At 73.9% G+C, this 15,862-nt stretch carries 17 protein-coding genes and 1 pseudogene; 14 read left to right on the plus strand and 4 right to left on the minus strand.

From position 1 onward, the window contains the following. The 4 genes and pseudogenes from ABZ371_RS16800 to ABZ371_RS16815 all read left to right on the plus strand — a co-directional run. Positions 1–591 (plus strand): annotated as a pseudogene (locus tag ABZ371_RS16800) (NYN domain-containing protein); the annotation flags it as partial. A gap of 100 nt (positions 592–691) precedes the next feature. Next, positions 692–1,675 (plus strand): ABC transporter ATP-binding protein, encoded by a 984-nt coding sequence (locus ABZ371_RS16805; protein WP_358679638.1) that lies wholly within the window; start codon positions 692–694, stop codon positions 1,673–1,675. Between the two features lie 127 nt (positions 1,676–1,802). Next, positions 1,803–2,564 carry an ABC transporter permease gene (locus ABZ371_RS16810; protein WP_358679640.1) on the plus strand — a complete coding sequence of 254 codons (762 nt, stop codon included), beginning with the start codon at positions 1,803–1,805 and terminating at the stop codon, positions 2,562–2,564. Positions 2,565–2,668: 104 nt separating this feature from the next. Continuing rightward, positions 2,669–3,364: an ABC transporter permease gene (locus tag ABZ371_RS16815; RefSeq protein ID WP_358679643.1), complete on the plus strand. Its 696-nt coding sequence runs from the start codon at positions 2,669–2,671 to the stop codon at positions 3,362–3,364. Positions 3,365–3,472: 108 nt separating this feature from the next. Here ABZ371_RS16815 and ybaK read toward each other — a convergent pair whose 3' ends face one another. From ybaK to ABZ371_RS16835, 4 genes are all read right to left on the minus strand, one after another. Further along, positions 3,473–3,973, minus strand: coding sequence for a Cys-tRNA(Pro) deacylase (gene ybaK / locus ABZ371_RS16820; RefSeq protein ID WP_358679606.1), 501 nt, complete (start codon positions 3,971–3,973; stop codon positions 3,473–3,475). A gap of 16 nt (positions 3,974–3,989) precedes the next feature. Further along, positions 3,990–4,766: an LON peptidase substrate-binding domain-containing protein gene (locus ABZ371_RS16825; protein WP_358679609.1), complete on the minus strand. Its 777-nt coding sequence runs from the start codon at positions 4,764–4,766 to the stop codon at positions 3,990–3,992. A gap of 11 nt (positions 4,767–4,777) precedes the next feature. After that, a complete protein-coding gene (locus tag ABZ371_RS16830) occupies positions 4,778–5,812 on the minus strand; it encodes a hypothetical protein (RefSeq protein WP_358679612.1) in 1,035 nt (344 codons plus the stop codon). 235 nt (positions 5,813–6,047) lie between these two features. Further along, positions 6,048–7,649 (minus strand): oxidoreductase, encoded by a 1,602-nt coding sequence (locus tag ABZ371_RS16835; protein WP_358679615.1) that lies wholly within the window; start codon positions 7,647–7,649, stop codon positions 6,048–6,050. 159 nt (positions 7,650–7,808) lie between these two features. On the opposite strand from ABZ371_RS16835, the gene hisD reads away from it, so the two are divergent. From hisD to ABZ371_RS16885, 10 genes are all read left to right on the plus strand, one after another. Next, on the plus strand, positions 7,809–9,131 hold the full coding sequence (gene hisD / locus ABZ371_RS16840; protein WP_358679618.1) for a histidinol dehydrogenase: 1,323 nt from the start codon (positions 7,809–7,811) through the stop codon (positions 9,129–9,131). Next, positions 9,128–10,255 (plus strand): histidinol-phosphate transaminase, encoded by a 1,128-nt coding sequence (locus ABZ371_RS16845; RefSeq protein WP_358679621.1) that lies wholly within the window; start codon positions 9,128–9,130, stop codon positions 10,253–10,255. Before hisD ends, ABZ371_RS16845 begins: the two co-directional genes overlap by 4 nt. Next, a complete protein-coding gene (gene hisB, locus ABZ371_RS16850; RefSeq protein WP_099176212.1) occupies positions 10,252–10,845 on the plus strand; it encodes an imidazoleglycerol-phosphate dehydratase HisB in 594 nt (197 codons plus the stop codon). The genes ABZ371_RS16845 and hisB overlap by 4 nt, the downstream gene beginning before the upstream one ends. Next, positions 10,842–11,009 carry a hypothetical protein gene (locus tag ABZ371_RS16855; RefSeq protein WP_326697023.1) on the plus strand — a complete coding sequence of 56 codons (168 nt, stop codon included), beginning with the start codon at positions 10,842–10,844 and terminating at the stop codon, positions 11,007–11,009. The genes hisB and ABZ371_RS16855 overlap by 4 nt, the downstream gene beginning before the upstream one ends. An 11-nt stretch (positions 11,010–11,020) precedes the next feature. Beyond that, positions 11,021–11,662: an imidazole glycerol phosphate synthase subunit HisH gene (gene hisH, locus ABZ371_RS16860; RefSeq protein WP_358679625.1), complete on the plus strand. Its 642-nt coding sequence runs from the start codon at positions 11,021–11,023 to the stop codon at positions 11,660–11,662. After that, entirely contained in the window at positions 11,662–12,387 is a 726-nt protein-coding gene (priA, locus tag ABZ371_RS16865) for a bifunctional 1-(5-phosphoribosyl)-5-((5-phosphoribosylamino)methylideneamino)imidazole-4-carboxamide isomerase/phosphoribosylanthranilate isomerase PriA (RefSeq protein ID WP_358679627.1), read from the plus strand. The genes hisH and priA overlap by 1 nt, the downstream gene beginning before the upstream one ends. Next, positions 12,384–12,782, plus strand: coding sequence for a RidA family protein (locus ABZ371_RS16870; RefSeq protein WP_358679629.1), 399 nt, complete (start codon positions 12,384–12,386; stop codon positions 12,780–12,782). Before priA ends, ABZ371_RS16870 begins: the two co-directional genes overlap by 4 nt. Next, positions 12,779–13,534 (plus strand): imidazole glycerol phosphate synthase subunit HisF, encoded by a 756-nt coding sequence (hisF, locus tag ABZ371_RS16875; RefSeq protein ID WP_358679631.1) that lies wholly within the window; start codon positions 12,779–12,781, stop codon positions 13,532–13,534. The genes ABZ371_RS16870 and hisF overlap by 4 nt, the downstream gene beginning before the upstream one ends. A 186-nt stretch (positions 13,535–13,720) precedes the next feature. Continuing rightward, positions 13,721–14,653, plus strand: a complete 933-nt coding sequence (locus ABZ371_RS16880) for a dienelactone hydrolase family protein (RefSeq protein WP_358679633.1) — start codon at positions 13,721–13,723, stop codon at positions 14,651–14,653. 286 nt (positions 14,654–14,939) lie between these two features. Then, positions 14,940–15,862, plus strand: a 923-nt coding sequence (locus ABZ371_RS16885) for an ATP-binding protein (RefSeq protein WP_358679635.1), incomplete at its 3' end; no start/stop codon positions are given.

A 15,862-nucleotide genomic window follows, 5' to 3' on the forward strand; every position in this document is an offset into this window, starting at 1 on the left:
GCCCAGGCCGCCGCCCGCAACGGCTCCGCCGCCCGGGCCGGCGGGACGACGGCCCCCGCCGCCCAGCCCGCCCCCGGCCCCAAGGGCGTCCCCACCCCCAAGGACCTGGCGAGCCTGCGGGCCCCCGGCCCCCCGGCGGCCCCTCACCCCGCACAGCCGACCGCCCCCAACGCCACACTGCGCTGGTCCTCCGACAAAGGCTGGGTGGAGCGCGGCGGCCCCCTCGGGGAACCGGCCGAGACCGCCTCCCTGCCGACCCTGGCCCAGCTCACCAGCGCCGAACAGCGCTGGGCCGACCGGGAGGAGGACATCACCACCGTCGGCGGTGACCCCTTCGAGGTGGGCCAGGTCTTCGCCCGCCGCTGGATGGAACGGCTGCCGGAAACCGTCCACCTGCAGAAGCTCTCGACCATGTACCCGCGCATCCCGCACCGCATCGACGGCGAACTGCTGCGGTACGCGGCCCGCTTCGGCCTGCTGGCGCACAAGGACGACCAGATCGACGAGCACGACCGCTACGCCATCCGGGCGGGCTTCTGGCGCGAGATCGACGTGCGGGCGGCCGCCGAGCACGTCCCCGCCGGGGAGTGACCCGGGCGGCACAGCCCGGCCCCGGGCGCAATACGGGGCATCCGACCCCGTACTCTCGTACCTCGTGAGTACGGGCACAGCACAGGCGCAGACCGGGACCGTGTGCGCGGTGCGTGATCTGGTCAGGACCTATCCCGCCGTCCGCGGCCGGCGCGGCCGCGCGGCCACCCCCGAGGTGCGCGCCACCGACGGGATCAGCCTCGACGTCCGCCAGGGGGAGGTCTTCGGGCTGCTCGGCCCCAACGGCGCCGGCAAGTCCACCCTCGTACGGCAGCTCACCGGCCTCATGCGTCCCGACTCCGGCAGTGTCGAGGTGCTGGGACACGACCTCGTGCGCCACCCCGAGCGGGCCTCACGGCTCATCGGCTACCTCGGTCAGGAGTCCACCGCGCTGGACGAGCTGACCGTGTCCCTCGCCGCCGAGACCACCGGGCGGCTCAGGGGGATGCCGGTCCGCCGGGCACGGGCCGCGCGCGACGCCGTACTGGAGGAGCTGGGGCTGACCGAGATCGCCGGACGCCCCCTGAAGAAGCTGTCGGGCGGCCAGCGGCGGCTCGCCTGCTTCGCCACCACGCTCGTCGGGGAGCGTCCCGTCCTCGTCCTGGACGAGCCGACGACCGGCATGGACCCCGTCGCCCGGCGCGCGGTCTGGGCGGCCGTCGACCGGCGGCGTGCCGAGCAGGGCGTCACCGTCCTGCTCGTGACCCACAACGTCATCGAGGCCGAGACGGTCCTGGACCGGGTCGCCGTCTTGGAGCGCGGCAAGGTCATCGCCTGCGACACCCCCCAGGGTCTCAAGGAGCGGGTGGCCGGCGAGGTCAGGGTCGAGCTGGTGTGGCGCGAGCGGGCCCCGCTGGACGTCCCGGAGGTCGCCGCGCTGCGCGCCTCGGCGCAGGAGTCGGGGCGCCGGTGGGTGCTGCGGCTCGGACCCGACGAGGCCCGCGCGGCGGTCGCGGCGGTGACGGGCGGGGCGGCGTTCTCCTCCCTGGACGACTTCACCCTGGCCACGCCCAGCCTGGAGGACGTCTACCTGGCGCTCGGCGGGGACGCGGCCAGGGCTACCGAAGGGCTGGTGAAGGCGTGATCACGCAGTTGTCGGAGCCGAAGGGGAGCCGCACCAGGTGACGAGCATCGTTCCCGCCGGGCCCGCGGACACGGTGACCGGGCCGCCGGCCCGTCCCGTCACGGCACCGGCCGGCCCGCCGCCCCCCGTGACGCCGGCGCCCCTCGCGCCACGGGCCGGGCTGCTGCCCGCGCTCGCGGCCGTCTACCGGGCACAGCTGTCGCGCGCGAGGGTCGCCCGGATACCGCTGCTGTTCGTCGCCACCTTCCAGTCCGTCGGGATCATGGTCCTGATGCGCGGGGTCGTCGACGGGGGCACCGAGGCGCGGGCCGTCGTCGCCGGTTCGAGCGTGCTGGTGGTGGCGTTCGTCGCCCTCAACATGCTCGCCCAGTACTTCGGGCAGCTGCGGGCCGGGGGCGGACTCGACCACTACGCCACCCTGCCCGTACCGGCCGCCGCGGTGGTGCTCGGAGCGGCGGGGGCGTACGCCTCCTTCACCGTGCCCGGCACGGTCGTCACCGCGGTGGCGGGCAGCGTGCTCTTCGGCCTGCCCCTGACGCACCTGTGGGTCCTGGTCGCCGTCGTGCCGCTGGCCGGGGCGGCCCTCTCCGGGCTCGGCGCCGCCCTCGGCCTGCTCGCGCCCCGCCAGGAACTGGCGACGCTGCTCGGGCAGCTGGGCATGTCCGCCGCCCTGCTGCTCGGCGTGCTGCCCGCGGAGCGGCTGCCCGGGCCGGTCGGCTGGGCACGCGACCTGCTGCCGTCGACGTACGGCGTGGAGGCGCTGGCCCGCTCCTTCGACACCCACCCGGACTGGGCGGTCGTCGCCCTCGACCTCGCGGTGTGCGCGGGGGTCGGTGTGCTGTCCCTGGCCGTGGCGACGTGGGCCTACCGCCGGGCGGCCGTGCGCTGACGGGCGGTGTCCGGCACCCCACGGGCCGGGAGCCGCGTGGCCCCGGCCGGTCCGGTGGGGCGGCGCCGGGGGCCACCTGGCACGATGGCAGCGTGACCGCACCCATGACCCCGCCGCACGAGCCCGACCCCCACGATCCGTGGCAGCCCCCGCCGTCGGGGTCCCACGCCGTGCCCGCCGGCGAGGAGCCGGCCGACGAGCCGGCCCTCGGTACGGAGGTGCTGCAGGGGACGGTGATCGCCGCGCTGCTGACGGTCGCGGGCCTCGCGCTCGGCCTGCTGTGGCTGTGGCTGGCGCCCCGGGTGCCGCTGATCTCGGACGACACCGCGGTGTTCCTGGAGAACAGCGAGGGTGAGCAGGCCATCGGGGCGGACGGGACGTTCGTGCTGCTCGCCCTGGCCTTCGGCCTGGTGTCGGCGGCCGCGGTCTTCCTCCTCCGCCGGCGCGGGGGCATCTGGCCGGTGGCGGGGCTGGCTCTCGGCGGGCTGCTCGGCTCCCTGCTCGCCTGGGGGATCGGCACCTGGTTCGGGCCTACGTCGGATGTGGTGGCGCACGCCAAGGAGGTCGGCAAGGGTGTCACCTTCGACGCGCCGCTGAAGCTGAACGCCGTGGGCGCGGCGGTGCTCGCCTGGCCCGTCGCGGCGATGGTCGTGCACCTCGGGCTGACGGCGCTGTTCGGTCCCCGGGACCCGGAGCCGGAATGGGAGGTTCCGTACGGGGCCGGGGACGCGGCAGCGCCGTTCGGGCCGGCGCCCCGGCCGGGCCCGGCTGCCGGGGGCGAGGGGCCGGGGCAGGCCTGACGGCGTCAGCCGCTCCGCCCGGACCCGCTGCCGGCGCGCCGCACGGGCCGGGCCCGGGCGTCCGTACGTGCCGGTCCGTCGAGCGGGCCGGGCCTGCCGGCGCGGGCCCTACGCGCGGCCGATCGGGGCGAGCACCGCGTCCGTCAGGGTGGCCAGGTCCGCCGCGGACAGCTCGACCTCCAGGCCGCGGCGGCCCGCCGAGACACAGATCGTCAGGTGCCCGGACGCCGAGGCGTCGAGGACCGTGCGCAGGCGTCTGCGCTGGCCGAGCGGCGAGATGCCGCCCCGGACGTAACCGGTGGTGCGCTCCGCGGCCGCCGGGTCCGCCATCGCGGCCCGCTTGCCGCCCACCGCCGCCGCCAGTGCCTTGAGGTCCAGCGAACCGGCCACCGGCACCACCGCGACGACCAGTTCGCCGTCCACCTCCGCGACCAGGGTCTTGAAGACCCGGTCCGGGGAGACGCCCAGTGCCTCGGCGGCCTCCTCGCCGTACGACGGGGACGAGGGGTCGTGGTCGTAGGCGTGCACGGTGAACGCCGTGCCCGACGTGGTCAGCGCGACCGTCGCCGGGGTGCCCCCGGACTGCTGCTTCTTCGCCTTCTTGGCCACGCCGGACGTCCTCGGGTCAGTTGGGGTGGGTGGGGGCGCGGGTCAGGTCGAGCGCCGGCAGCGAGGGCAGGTGCCGGATGACGGCGGTCTCCTTGCGCAGGAGCGCCAGCTCCTCGCGCAGGCGGGTCGCCGTGTCGGGTGCCTGGAGCAGTCGCTGCTTCGTGGGGACGTCGAGCACGGCCGCGGCGGCCACCAGGTACGAGACGACGGACGGGTCGTCCGGCAGGTCGGCACCGGTGGTCAGCGAGCGCTCGTCGGCGCCGGCGAGCCGCTTCTGGTAGCTGCGGAAGGCCCGCAGGACCCCTTCGGCGAGGGCTCCCGCCTCCTCCTCGGGGGAGTGGCCACCCTCCTCGCCGGCCGGGTCCTCCGGCAGTTCCTCGACCTCGGCGGACAGGTAGGGGCCGCTCGTGTCGACGGACAGCAGCCTGACCCGGGTGGTGCCGGTCGCCAGGACCTCGAAGCTGCCGTCGGCGCGCTCGTGGATCTTCGCCGCGTCCGCGACGCAGCCGACCCGGTGGAAGGTCTGGATCGGATCGGGGCCGAAGCCGTCGGCCGGGGCCCGCTCGACCGGTCCGGCGGCGGCGACCGCGTCCGGCATCCCGGTGGCCGTGGGAGCGGTCTCGCGGCCGTCGCGGATGGCCACCACGACGAAGCGGCGCGGCGCGTCCTCGTCGGTGTCCAGCAGCTCGCGCATCAAGGCGCGGTAGCGCTCCTCGAAGACGTTGAGCGGCAGCACGAGGCCGGGGAACAGGACCGCGTTCAGCGGGAAGAGGGGCAGGCGAGCGGTGGTCACAGCGGACCAGCCTAGTGGCCGCCGGGCCCGCCGTGTCCTGGCCGTCCGGGTAAGGCCGCCGAAGAGGCCGCGCGGAGCCGTGCGCCGGACCTCGTCCGGAGGAACCCGTCGAGGGCGTCCTCGGACACGCGTGCCCACGGGAACGACGTGACGTACGGACCGATCAGCGCGAACTGCTCCAGCGCCTCCGCGTCGCGGCCCCGCGCGGCCAGGACGTACGCGAGCAGGTTCCGGGCCTCGGCCGGCCAGGGGTCGCCCGCAGGGAACAGGCTCGAGAACCCGATCGCGAGGTCGGCGGCGGCGTCGATCCTGTCGTCCTGCACGGAGGTCCTGCGCGCGGCGGCCCGCTCGTCGCACAGCAGCGCGAAGGCGGCCCGGGCCGGAAGCGTCTGCACGAGGGAGTCCCCGGCGGCGTCCTCGGCCGCCCGCTCGGCGAAGTCGAGGCACTCCCGGTGCGAGCCGTACCAGGACGCCGACAGGTACTCGAGTGCGGCCACGTGGCATCCGTGGTGGTGCGGGGAGCGGCGCACGGCCTGTTCCCACAGCTCCCCGAAGACCGTGTGGGTGGCGTGCGTGCCCCGGGCGTGGTCGAGGGCGAGCCGCCAGGGCACGGGGTCCCGGGGGTCGGCCTCGGCGGCCGCCGTGATCAGGGGGGCGACGTCGCGGAGCAGCTCGGCGTGGGCGGGGGAGGCCCAGGCGCGGCGCACGGCCAGCCCGGCCTTGACGAGCAGGGCGTCCGGATCGCGCGGCGCGGCGGCGAGCCAGCGGGTGAGCCACTCGTCGCGGCTGCCGGCGAAGGCGACCAGACGGGTCAGGCAGCGGTCGCGGGTCTCCCACTCGGCGGCGTCACGGGTGACGGCGAGCAGCTTGGCCGCGTGCTCGAAGTCGCCCAGGGCGGCCGACACCAGGGCGGGGGCCAGCCGCTCGTCGGGGGCGTCGAGCAGCACGGCGTCGTCCGGCGGCAGCTCCGCGGTCACGCCGGGGCCGTACGGGAACGAGCGGGCGGAACGCAGCAGGGTGCGAAGGAGAGCCATGGTGCAGACCATTGAAAAGCGCTGGTGGGGACGGCGCCAGGGGCACCCTGTGAAGCTTCTGTAGCGAGTGCGGGGGTTGCCCTGGAAAAGTTCAAGAGAAGGCAAAGGAAGCGGCGGTGACTGGCTGGAATCCGACCCTCGACCTGCCGCCGCCCCGCCCACCCGTCCGGGTGTCCTACGCGCGTTCGACGGCCTGCCGTACCCGGCGGGCCCGGGACAGCGGCGACCGGCCGGGGAGCCCGCCCGGTCAGCTGCGGCGCAGCAGCCTGGAGGCACCGGCCGCCACCGTCGTGGCCAGGATCCACCCCAGCATCACCAGGGCCGCCGCCGCCCACTGCCAGCCGCCCTCCATGCGCCAGTAGCCGTCCTGCCCGAGGTCGACGACGGGCACCAGCAGGTCCAGCGAGTACAGCGCGGCGTTCCACTGCGGATGCTCGCTCCCCTTGACGGACGCCGGACGGTACTGGGAGAAGGCGAACGCCCCCGCCGCCCACAGCACGGCCATCCACACCAGGGCCCGGCCCGGCCGGTAGCCGTACGCCACCGTCCAGTCCTGCAGGTAGCCCCAGATCCTCCCCGCCGGCGGCAGCGTCTCGCGCCTGCGCCGCTGCTTGGCCAGCAGGACCTCGCGGGCGTCCGCGTCCTCCCCGCAGCTCCGGAGCACCGTCGCCAGGCGCTCGTACGGCTCCGGCACGTACTCGGGTGTCGCGGCCAGCACCCATTCCAGCCGTCTGGACAGCGGGAAGTGGCCGTAGGGGACGAGGTTCTCGTACACGAAACCGCCCATCGCCAGGCCGCCCGGCCCCGGCCAACTCGTCGACAGGTCGATCAGCGTGACGACCTTCGCGCCGTTCAGCACGACCCGGCCCTCCATCGGGCGCTCCGCGTTGAACCTCAGCTCCGGGGTGACGATCCGGCGCAGTGACAGCTCCTCCTGGCCGGTCAGCACGAACCTCGCCTTGTGCAGGTCGACCGCGTCACCGAAGCGGCCGTCGTCGAGACGTGCGGCGCCCCGGCACTCGAAGACCTGCGCCCGGGTGCCGGGAGCCGGGCCGGCGCCGTGGGCGATGCCGTACGGGGGAGTGGTGCCCTGGTTGCCGGTGTCGACGCTCACCCACGCCTCGGTCATGTACAGCGAGCGCTCCACGCTCAGCTGCGGGGCGTTCAGCGCCCGCCGCCCGTCCGAGGCGCGCAGCCGGCTCCCGCGCAGGCTCAGCGAGCCCCCCACCTTCGCCCCGCGCAGACTCAGCTCGCCGCGCGTGTCGATCATCTCGGCCTGAAGGTCCTGGGCCACGGACATCCCGTCGCCGACGAAGGCGCGGCCCCGCCGGTCCGGACCGGCGAAGAGCTGGTTGATCAGCAGGTCCGTGCCGATCTGCGCGTCGGTCAGCCTGATGCCCCGGTCCACCCGGCACCGGGGCAGATGCAGGTCGCCCTCCGTGTGCAGCCGGGCCGCCTCCAGCCTCGGCACCGCGCAGCCCACCAACCGCAGCGTGGTGAAGTAGCACTCGGGCATCACCACCTCCTGCTCGAAGCGGCAGCCCGTCAGCTCCACGTAGGGCGAGACCCGGCCGCCCGCCAGGTCCAGCTTCCCCGTGACGCGCACGCCCCGGAGCTTCAGGGCGGCCACCCGCCCCGGCCGGGCGGGCGGCCCGCTCAGCAGGAGCCGCGCCACCGTCCGGGCGCCGACACTGCGCTCGGGGCCCCAGACGTGCGGCGCGAACGGGTCGTCGTGCACCGGATCGTGGGAGCGCAGATCGTAGGTCGTGCCGTTCCGGAAGGACTGCCACATGCCCAGTTCCGCGGCGCTGAGCCCGTCGGGAATCTCGCCGTCGTGCGGTTCGGTCACCGTCTCACCTCCGCAGGCGCGGTCCGTCCCGCGCTCGTACAGTCGTTCTTCCCTCTGTGTGACCGCGTGAACGCCGACGGTCAGCCGTGACGGCGGGGGCATGTATCAGCCAGTGATACGGAGGACCGGAGGCCGGAAGCGGTCTGAGAGAATTGCGGTGTGATCTCTCGAATCGATCTGCGCGGTACCGCCCTCCCCGAGGGCGGCGCCCTGCGCGACCTGCTGCCCCGTGCCGAGTTCGACGTGGAAGCCGCCCTGGAGACGGTGCGGCCCATCTGCGAGGACGTACGCCATCGCGGCTCCGCGGCAGTGATCGAGTGGGGGGAGAAACTCGACGGCGTGCGGGTCGCGTCGGTCCGGGTCCCCGCCGACGCGATCACCGGGGCGCTGGAGCGCCTCGACCCCGCCGTGCGGGCGGCACTGGAGGAGTCCGTCCGCCGCGCCCGCCTCGTCCACCGCGAGCAGCGCCGCACCACGCACACCACCCAGGTCGTCCCCGGCGGCACGGTCACCGAGAAGTGGGTGCCCGTCGACCGCGTCGGCCTCTACGTCCCCGGCGGGCGTTCGGTCTACCCCTCCTCCGTCGTGATGAACGTCGTCCCGGCCCAGGAGGCGGGTGTCGAGGGCATCGCCGTCGCCTCCCCGCCCCAGCAGGAGTCCGGCGGCCTCCCGCACCCCACGATCCTCGCCGCCTGCGCCCTGCTCGGCATCGACGAGGTGTACGCCGCCGGCGGCTCCCAGGCCGTCGCGATGTTCGCGTACGGCACCGAGGACTGCCCGCCCGTGAACCTCGTCACCGGCCCCGGCAACATCTACGTCGCCGCCGCCAAGCGCCTCCTCAAGGGCCGCATCGGCATCGACGCCGAGGCAGGCCCCACCGAGATCGCGATCCTCGCCGACGCGAGCGCCGACCCGGTGCACGTCGCCGCCGACCTCATCAGCCAGGCCGAGCACGACCCGATGGCCGCCGCCGTCCTCGTCACCGACTCCGAGGAGCTGGCCGCCGCCACCGAGGCCGAGCTCACCCCGCAGGTCGCCGCCACCAAGCACACCACCGAGCGGATCGAGCCCGCGCTGGCCGGCCGCCAGTCCGCGATCGTCCTGGTCGACGACCTGGAGGACGGCCTCCGGGTCGTCGACGCCTACGGCGCGGAGCACCTGGAGGTCCAGACGGAGGACGCCGCCGCCGTGGCCGGCCGGGTCCGCAACGCCGGTGCGATCTTCGTGGGCCCCTGGTCGCCCGTCTCCCTCGGCGACTACTGCGCCGGCTCCAACCACGTACTGCCCACCGGGGGCTGCGCCTGCCACTCCTCCGGCCTGTCCGTGCAGTCCTTCCTGCGCGGCATCCACATCGTCGACTACACCCGCGACGCGCTCGCGGAGGTCGCCCACCACGTGGTGACGCTCGCGGAGGCGGAGGACCTCCCCGCCCACGGCGCCGCTCTCAAGGCCAGGTTCGGCTGGAAGGTCCCGCAGGCGTGAGTGACGACAGCACCGGCCGCAACGCCTGGGACAGCCTCCCCATCCGCGACGAACTGCGCGGCCAGTCCCCGTACGGGGCGCCCCAGCTCGACGTACCGGTCCGGCTGAACACCAACGAGAACCCGTACCCGCTGCCCGACGCGCTCGTCGACCGCATCGCCGAGCGGGTCCGCGAGGTTGCCCGCGACCTCAACCGCTACCCCGACCGTGACGCCGTGGAGCTCCGCACCGAGCTCGCCCGCTACCTCACCCGCACCGCCGGGCACGAGGTCTCCCCGGCACACGTCTGGGCGGCCAACGGGTCCAACGAGGTCCTCCAGCAGCTGCTCCAGACCTTCGGAGGCCCCGGGCGCACCGCGATCGGCTTCGAGCCCTCCTACTCGATGCACGCCCTCATCTCCCGCGGCACCGGCACCGGCTGGATCTCCGGACCGCGCCACGAGGACTTCACCATCGACGTCGGGGCCGCGAAGCGGGCCATCGCCGAACACCGCCCCGACGTGGTCTTCATCACCTCGCCCAACAACCCGACCGGCACCGCGGTGGACGCCGGGACCGTCGTGGAGCTGTACGACGCCGCGCAGGCCGCCGGGCCGTCGATGGTCGTCGTCGACGAGGCGTACGGCGAGTTCAGCCACCGCCCCTCACTGCTCCCGCTGATCGAGGGCCGCCGCCACCTGGTGCTCTCGCGCACCATGTCCAAGGCGTTCGGCGCCGCCGGCCTGCGCCTGGGTTACCTCGCCGCCGACCCCGCCGTCGTCGACGCGGTCCAGCTGGTGCGGCTGCCCTACCACCTGTCCTCCGTCACGCAGGCCACCGCGCTCGCCGCCCTGGAGCACACCGATACGCTGCTGGGGTACGTCGCGCAGCTCAAGAGCGAGCGCGACCGGCTGGTCGACGAGCTGCGGGAGCTCGGCTTCGCCGTCACCGACTCGGACGCCAACTTCGTCCAGTTCGGCCGCTTCGCCGACAGCCGCACCGCCTGGCGGCAGATCCTCGACCGCGGTGTGCTGGTCCGGGACAACGGCGTACCGGGATGGCTGCGGGTCTCCGCGGGGACCCCGGAAGAGAACGACGCGTTCCTCGATGCGGTGCGCGAACTGAAGAAGGAGCACGACGCATGAGCCGCGTAGGCAGGGTGGAGCGGACCACCAAGGAGACCTCCGTACTCGTCGAGATCAACCTCGACGGCACCGGCAAGGTCGATGTCGCGACCGGGGTCGGCTTCTACGACCACATGCTCGACCAGCTCGGCCGCCACGGGCTCTTCGACCTCACGGTCAAGACCGAGGGCGATCTGCACATCGACTCGCACCACACCATCGAGGACACCGCGCTCGCCCTCGGCGCCGCCTTCCGGCAGGCGCTCGGCGACAAGGTCGGCATCTACCGCTTCGGCAACTGCACCGTCCCGCTGGACGAGTCGCTCGCCCAGGTCACCGTCGACCTCTCCGGACGCCCCTACCTGGTGCACACCGAGCCGGAGAAGATGGCGCCGATGATCGGCGAGTACGACACGACGATGACCCGGCACATCCTGGAGTCCTTCGTCGCCCAGGCGCAGATCGCCCTGCACGTCCACGTGCCGTACGGCCGCAACGCCCACCACATCGTGGAGTGCCAGTTCAAGGCGCTGGCCCGCGCGCTGCGGTACGCCAGCGAGCACGACCCGCGCGCGGCCGGCATCCTCCCGTCCACGAAGGGCGCCCTGTGACCGGCCTCAACACCGTTCTGATCGTCGTGGGCCTCTTCCTGGCCGGCGGCGTCTACTCCTTCTGGAAGCAGGGCCTGCCCAAGGGCGTCGTCGTGCTCCTCGGAATCGGCTCCGTGATGTGCCTCGTGGCGGGCGTCATGCGGATCCAGGGAATCTGGGACTGAGGTAGAGGACTGTGAACGACAAGAAGAAGGTCGTCGTCTTCGACTACGGCTTCGGAAACGTGCGTTCGGCCGAGCGGGCCCTCGCCCACGTCGGCGCGGACGTGGAGATCACCCGTGACTTCGACGCCGCGATGAACGCCGACGGGCTGCTCGTCCCCGGCGTCGGCGCCTTCTCCGCCTGCATGGACGGGCTGAGGAAGGCGCGCGGCGAATGGGTCATCGGCCGCAGGCTGGCCGGCGGACGCCCCGTCATGGGCATCTGCGTCGGGATGCAGATCCTGTTCGAGCGGGGCATCGAGCACGGTGTCGAGACGGAGGGCCTCGACGAGTGGCCCGGCACCGTCGGCCCGCTCCAGGCCGACGTGGTGCCCCACATGGGCTGGAACACCGTCGAAGCGCCGGAGGACTCCCAGCTCTTCGCCGGCCTCGGCCCCGAGGCGCGGTACTACTTCGTGCACTCCTACGCGGCGCACGACTGGTCCCTCGAAGTGACCAACGCCAAGATCCGCGCCCCCAGGGTCACCTGGGCGACGCACGGGGAACGCTTCGTGGCCGCCGTGGAGAACGGCGCGCTGTGGGCCACCCAGTTCCACCCCGAGAAGTCCGGCGATGCCGGCGCCCAGCTGCTGACCAACTGGATCGAGACGCTGTAATGCCGAAGCTTGAACTGCTCCCCGCCGTCGACGTCCGCGACGGCCAGGCCGTCCGCCTCGTGCACGGCGAGTCCGGCTCCGAGACCTCCTACGGCTCCCCGCTGGAGGCCGCCCTCGCCTGGCAGAGCGCCGGCGCCGAGTGGCTGCACCTCGTCGACCTCGACGCCGCCTTCGGCACCGGTGACAACCGGGCGCTGATCGCCGAGGTGGCCGGCGCCATGGACATCAAGGTCGAGCTCTCCGGCGGCATCCGCGACGACGCCTCGCTGGAGGCGGCGCTGGCCACCGGCTGCCGCCGCGTCAACCTCGGCACCGCCGCCCTGGAGACCCCCGAGTGGGTCGCCAAGGTCATCGCCGAGCACGGTGACAAGATCGCCGTCGGCCTCGACGTCCGCGGCACCACCCTGCGCGGCCGGGGCTGGACCCGCGACGGCGGCGACCTCTACGAGACGCTGGCCCGCCTCGACTCCGAGGGCTGCGCCCGTTACGTCGTCACCGACATCGCCAAGGACGGGACGTTGCAGGGCCCCAACCTGGCACTCCTGCGCGACGTCTGCGCCGCCACCGACAAGCCCGTCGTCGCCTCCGGCGGCGTCTCCTCGCTGGCGGACCTGCGCGCGATCTCCCTCCTCGTGCCGGAAGGCGTCGAGGGCGCGATCGTCGGCAAGGCGCTGTACGCGAAGGAGTTCACCCTGGAAGAGGCGCTCAAGGCGGTCGCCGGATGACGGACTCCGTACGACGGGTCTCCTCGGGCGGCCCCTGGGAGGAGAAGTTCGGCTACTCCCGCGCGGTGCGGCTGCCGAACGGCCTGGTCCTCGTCTCCGGCTGCACCTCCGTGGTCGACGGCCGGATCGCGGGGGGCAGCCCCTACGAGCAGGCCGTCACCTCCTTCCGGGTCGCCTTCGACGCCCTGGAGCAGGTCGGCCTCGGCCGCGCGGACGTGGTCCGCACCCGCATGTACCTCACCCACGCCCGGGACGTCGACGAGGTGGGCCGCGCCCACAAGGAGTTGTTCGACGACGTGCGCCCCGCCGCGTCCATGCTCATCGTGTCCGGCTTCGTCGACCCGGGGCTGGTCGTCGAGGTCGAGGTCGAGGCCTACCGGGACGGTGCGCGATGACTCTCGCCGTACGCGTCATCCCCTGCCTGGACGTCGACAACGGCCGTGTCGTCAAGGGCGTCAACTTCCAGAACCTGCGGGACGCGGGCGACCCCGTCGAGATGGCGAAGCTGTACGACGCCGAGGGCGCCGACGAGCTGACCTTCCTCGACATCACCGCCTCCAGCGGTGACCGGGAGACCACGTACGACGTGGTCCGGCGCACCGCCGAACAGGTCTTCATCCCGCTCACCGTCGGCGGCGGCGTCCGCACCCCCGACGACGTCGACAGACTGCTGCGGGCCGGGGCCGACAAGGTGGGGGTCAACACCGCCGCCATCGCCCGTCCCGACCTCATCCGGGAGATCGCCGAACGCTTCGGGCGCCAGGTGCTCGTGCTGTCCGTCGACGCCCGGCGGACCCCTGAGGGCACCTTCGAGGTGACGACACACGGCGGCCGCCGGGGCACCGGCATCGACGCCGTCGAGTGGGCCCGTCGCGCCGCCGAGCTCGGAGCGGGCGAGATCCTGCTCAACTCGATGGACGCCGACGGCACGAAGGACGGCTACGACACCGAGATGATCAAGGCCGTGCGTGCGCACGTCACCGTCCCCGTCATCGCCTCCGGCGGAGCGGGCCGGCTCGCGGACTTCCCGCCGGCCGTCGACGCGGGCGCCGACGCCGTCCTGGCCGCGTCCGTCTTCCACTTCGGTGACCTGCGGATCTCCGAGGTGAAGGGCACGCTGCGCGAGGCCGGACACCCCGTGCGCTGAGCGCGGGGCACGCGGCGAGTGGTGAAGACCGGCGATCTCGCCGATGTCCGCACCCGGGAGGCACCGCCAGAGTGGCGACCGCCAACGAATGACGGCGGTCACCCCCGCGGTGCCTCCCGGAGCCCTGGACGACGGGCTCCCGGGGGAGCCGCGGTGTGGTTCGCCACAACCGAGAGGACCCCCCTCGTGCAGCAGCACCTCCCCTCCGGCGATGTCTCCCCGCGCCACCGGACGTCGAAGAGCCGCTCCCGCACCGTCAAGGGCGCCCTGGCCGCCGCGGCCTCCACCGCCGGTCTGCTCCTGTCGCTCATCCCCGGCGGGGCCCACGCCGCGGACAACCCCTACGAGCGCGGCCCGGCGCCGAGCCAGTCGAGCATCGAGGCGCTCCGCGGCCCGTACGCCACGTCCCAGACGTCCGTGTCCTCGCTGAGCGTCCGGGGGTTCGGCGGCGGCACGATCTACTACCCGACGTCCACCTCGGACGGCACCTTCGGCGCGATCGCCATCTCACCCGGCTTCACCGCCTACCAGTCGAGCATCGCCTGGCTCGGCCCGCGGCTCGCCTCGCAGGGCTTCGTCGTCTTCACCATCGACACCAACACGACGGTGGACCAGCCCGCCAGCCGTGGCGACCAGCTCCTCGCCGCCCTGGACTACCTGACGCAGCAGAGCTCGGTGCGGAGCCGGATCGACACCTCCCGGCTCGGCGTGATGGGCCACTCCATGGGTGGTGGCGGCACCCTGGAAGCCGCGAAGGACCGGCCGTCGCTCCAGGCGGCGATCCCGCTGACCGGCTGGAACCTGGACACCACCTGGCCCGAGGTGAAGACCCCGACCATGGTCATCGGTGCGGACGGCGACACGATCGCCCCCGTCCTCTCCCACTCCAAGCCGTTCTACAACTCGCTGCCCGGCTCGCTGGACAAGGCGTACCTGGAGCTGCGGGGGGCCACCCACTTCACCCCCAACTCGTCCAACACGACGATCGCCAAGTACAGCATCTCGTGGCTGAAGCGCTTCATCGACAACGACACCCGCTACGAGCAGTTCCTCTGCCCGATCCCGTCCGCGAGCCTCTCCATCGCGGAGTACCGGGGCAACTGCCCGCACAACTCCTGACCCGTGGAGCCCGGGGCCGGACCGCGTACGCGGGTCCGGCCCCGCGGTGCGTCCCGGGCCGGGACCGCCCTCCACCGCGGCGCGGGGAAAGGGACCACCGCGACCACGGGACCGGGGGAGGGGCCACGGGACCGGGAGAGGGGCCACGGGACCGGGGGAGGGGCCACTGTGCCCCGGCACAGCGCCCGGGGCCCCGCGTTGGGAGCCCGCACCGTACCCGGGCAGCCCGCCGGACGGGGCGGACGCGCACCTTCCGGCGTTGTTTACGCGAAAGTAATGTAGGAGCGTGACCCCATCGACGACCGTGCACAGTCCGCTCCGGCTGTACGGCCGCAGCGGTGAACTCGCCATCATCGACAGCCTGTTGAGCCGGCTCGGGGCCGGGGACGGCGGAGCGCTCGTCCTGACCTCGCCACCCGGTCTCGGCCGCACCGCCCTGCTGCGCACGGCGGTCACCGGCCGCCGGGACAGGCGCGACGGGCCCGTCCTGTACGCCGCGGCGGCCCCCGCCGAGCAACAGCTGCCCTACAGCGGACTGCACGCCCTGCTCTGCTCCGCGGCGGGCCCGCTGCCCCTCGCCCCCGACCGGATCCTCGGCTCCGGCATCGCCCCGGGCGGCCTCCTGCGGCTGCTGGAGAAACTCGGCGCCGAACAGCCGCTGCTGGTCTGCGTGGACGACGCGCACGCCTGGGACCCCGACTCCCGGGCGGCGCTCGGCTTCGCCGCCCGCAGGCTCGGAGCCGGCAGCCGGGTCGCCGTGCTGATCGGCGCCGCCGACGAGACCTCCTTCGCCGGACTGCCCGCCCTGCGCCTCGGCCCCCTGGACGACGACGCGGCGGCGGCGCTCCTGGACCGGCTCACCGACGGGACGGGAGAGGTCGACCCCGTCGTGCGCAGCGAACTCCTGCGCGAGGCGGCCGGCAACCCGCGGCTGCTGGCCGGGCTGGCCGGCCGCCTCACCCCCGACCAGCTCGCCGGCCGCACCGTACTGCCGTTCCCGCTGCCCGGAGCCGAGAGCGTCCTCGACGCCCACGCCGCCCACCTGGACGGACTCTCACCGGACACCCACACTCTGCTCCTGCTCGCCGCGGCCGCCGAGGAGCACGAACCGGAGGGCGCGCGTCGAGGCCGCCTTCACCAGCGAGCAGCTCAACCGGCTCGTCGAGGACTCCGGGCAGGCCGGACTGCTGGAGCCCGAGGCGCAGGAAC

It is taken from the genome of Streptomyces sp. NPDC005899 (assembly GCF_040629645.1).
Lineage (GTDB): Bacteria > Actinomycetota > Actinomycetes > Streptomycetales > Streptomycetaceae > Streptomyces.

Bases quoted from the DNA above. Each gene is read 5' to 3' on its own strand.
- ABZ371_RS16815 (WP_358679643.1), top strand. From the start codon at position 2,669: ATGACCCCGCCGCACGAGCCCGACCCCCACGATCCGTGGCAGCCCCCG.
- hisB (WP_099176212.1), top strand. From the start codon at position 10,252: ATGAGCCGCGTAGGCAGGGTGGAGCGGACCACCAAGGAGACCTCCGTA.
- ABZ371_RS16870 (WP_358679629.1), top strand. From the start codon at position 12,384: ATGACGGACTCCGTACGACGGGTCTCCTCGGGCGGCCCCTGGGAGGAG.
- hisF (WP_358679631.1), top strand. From the start codon at position 12,779: ATGACTCTCGCCGTACGCGTCATCCCCTGCCTGGACGTCGACAACGGC.
- priA (WP_358679627.1), top strand. From the start codon at position 11,662: ATGCCGAAGCTTGAACTGCTCCCCGCCGTCGACGTCCGCGACGGCCAG.
- ABZ371_RS16830 (WP_358679612.1), bottom strand. From the start codon at position 5,812: ATGGTCTGCACCATGGCTCTCCTTCGCACCCTGCTGCGTTCCGCCCGC.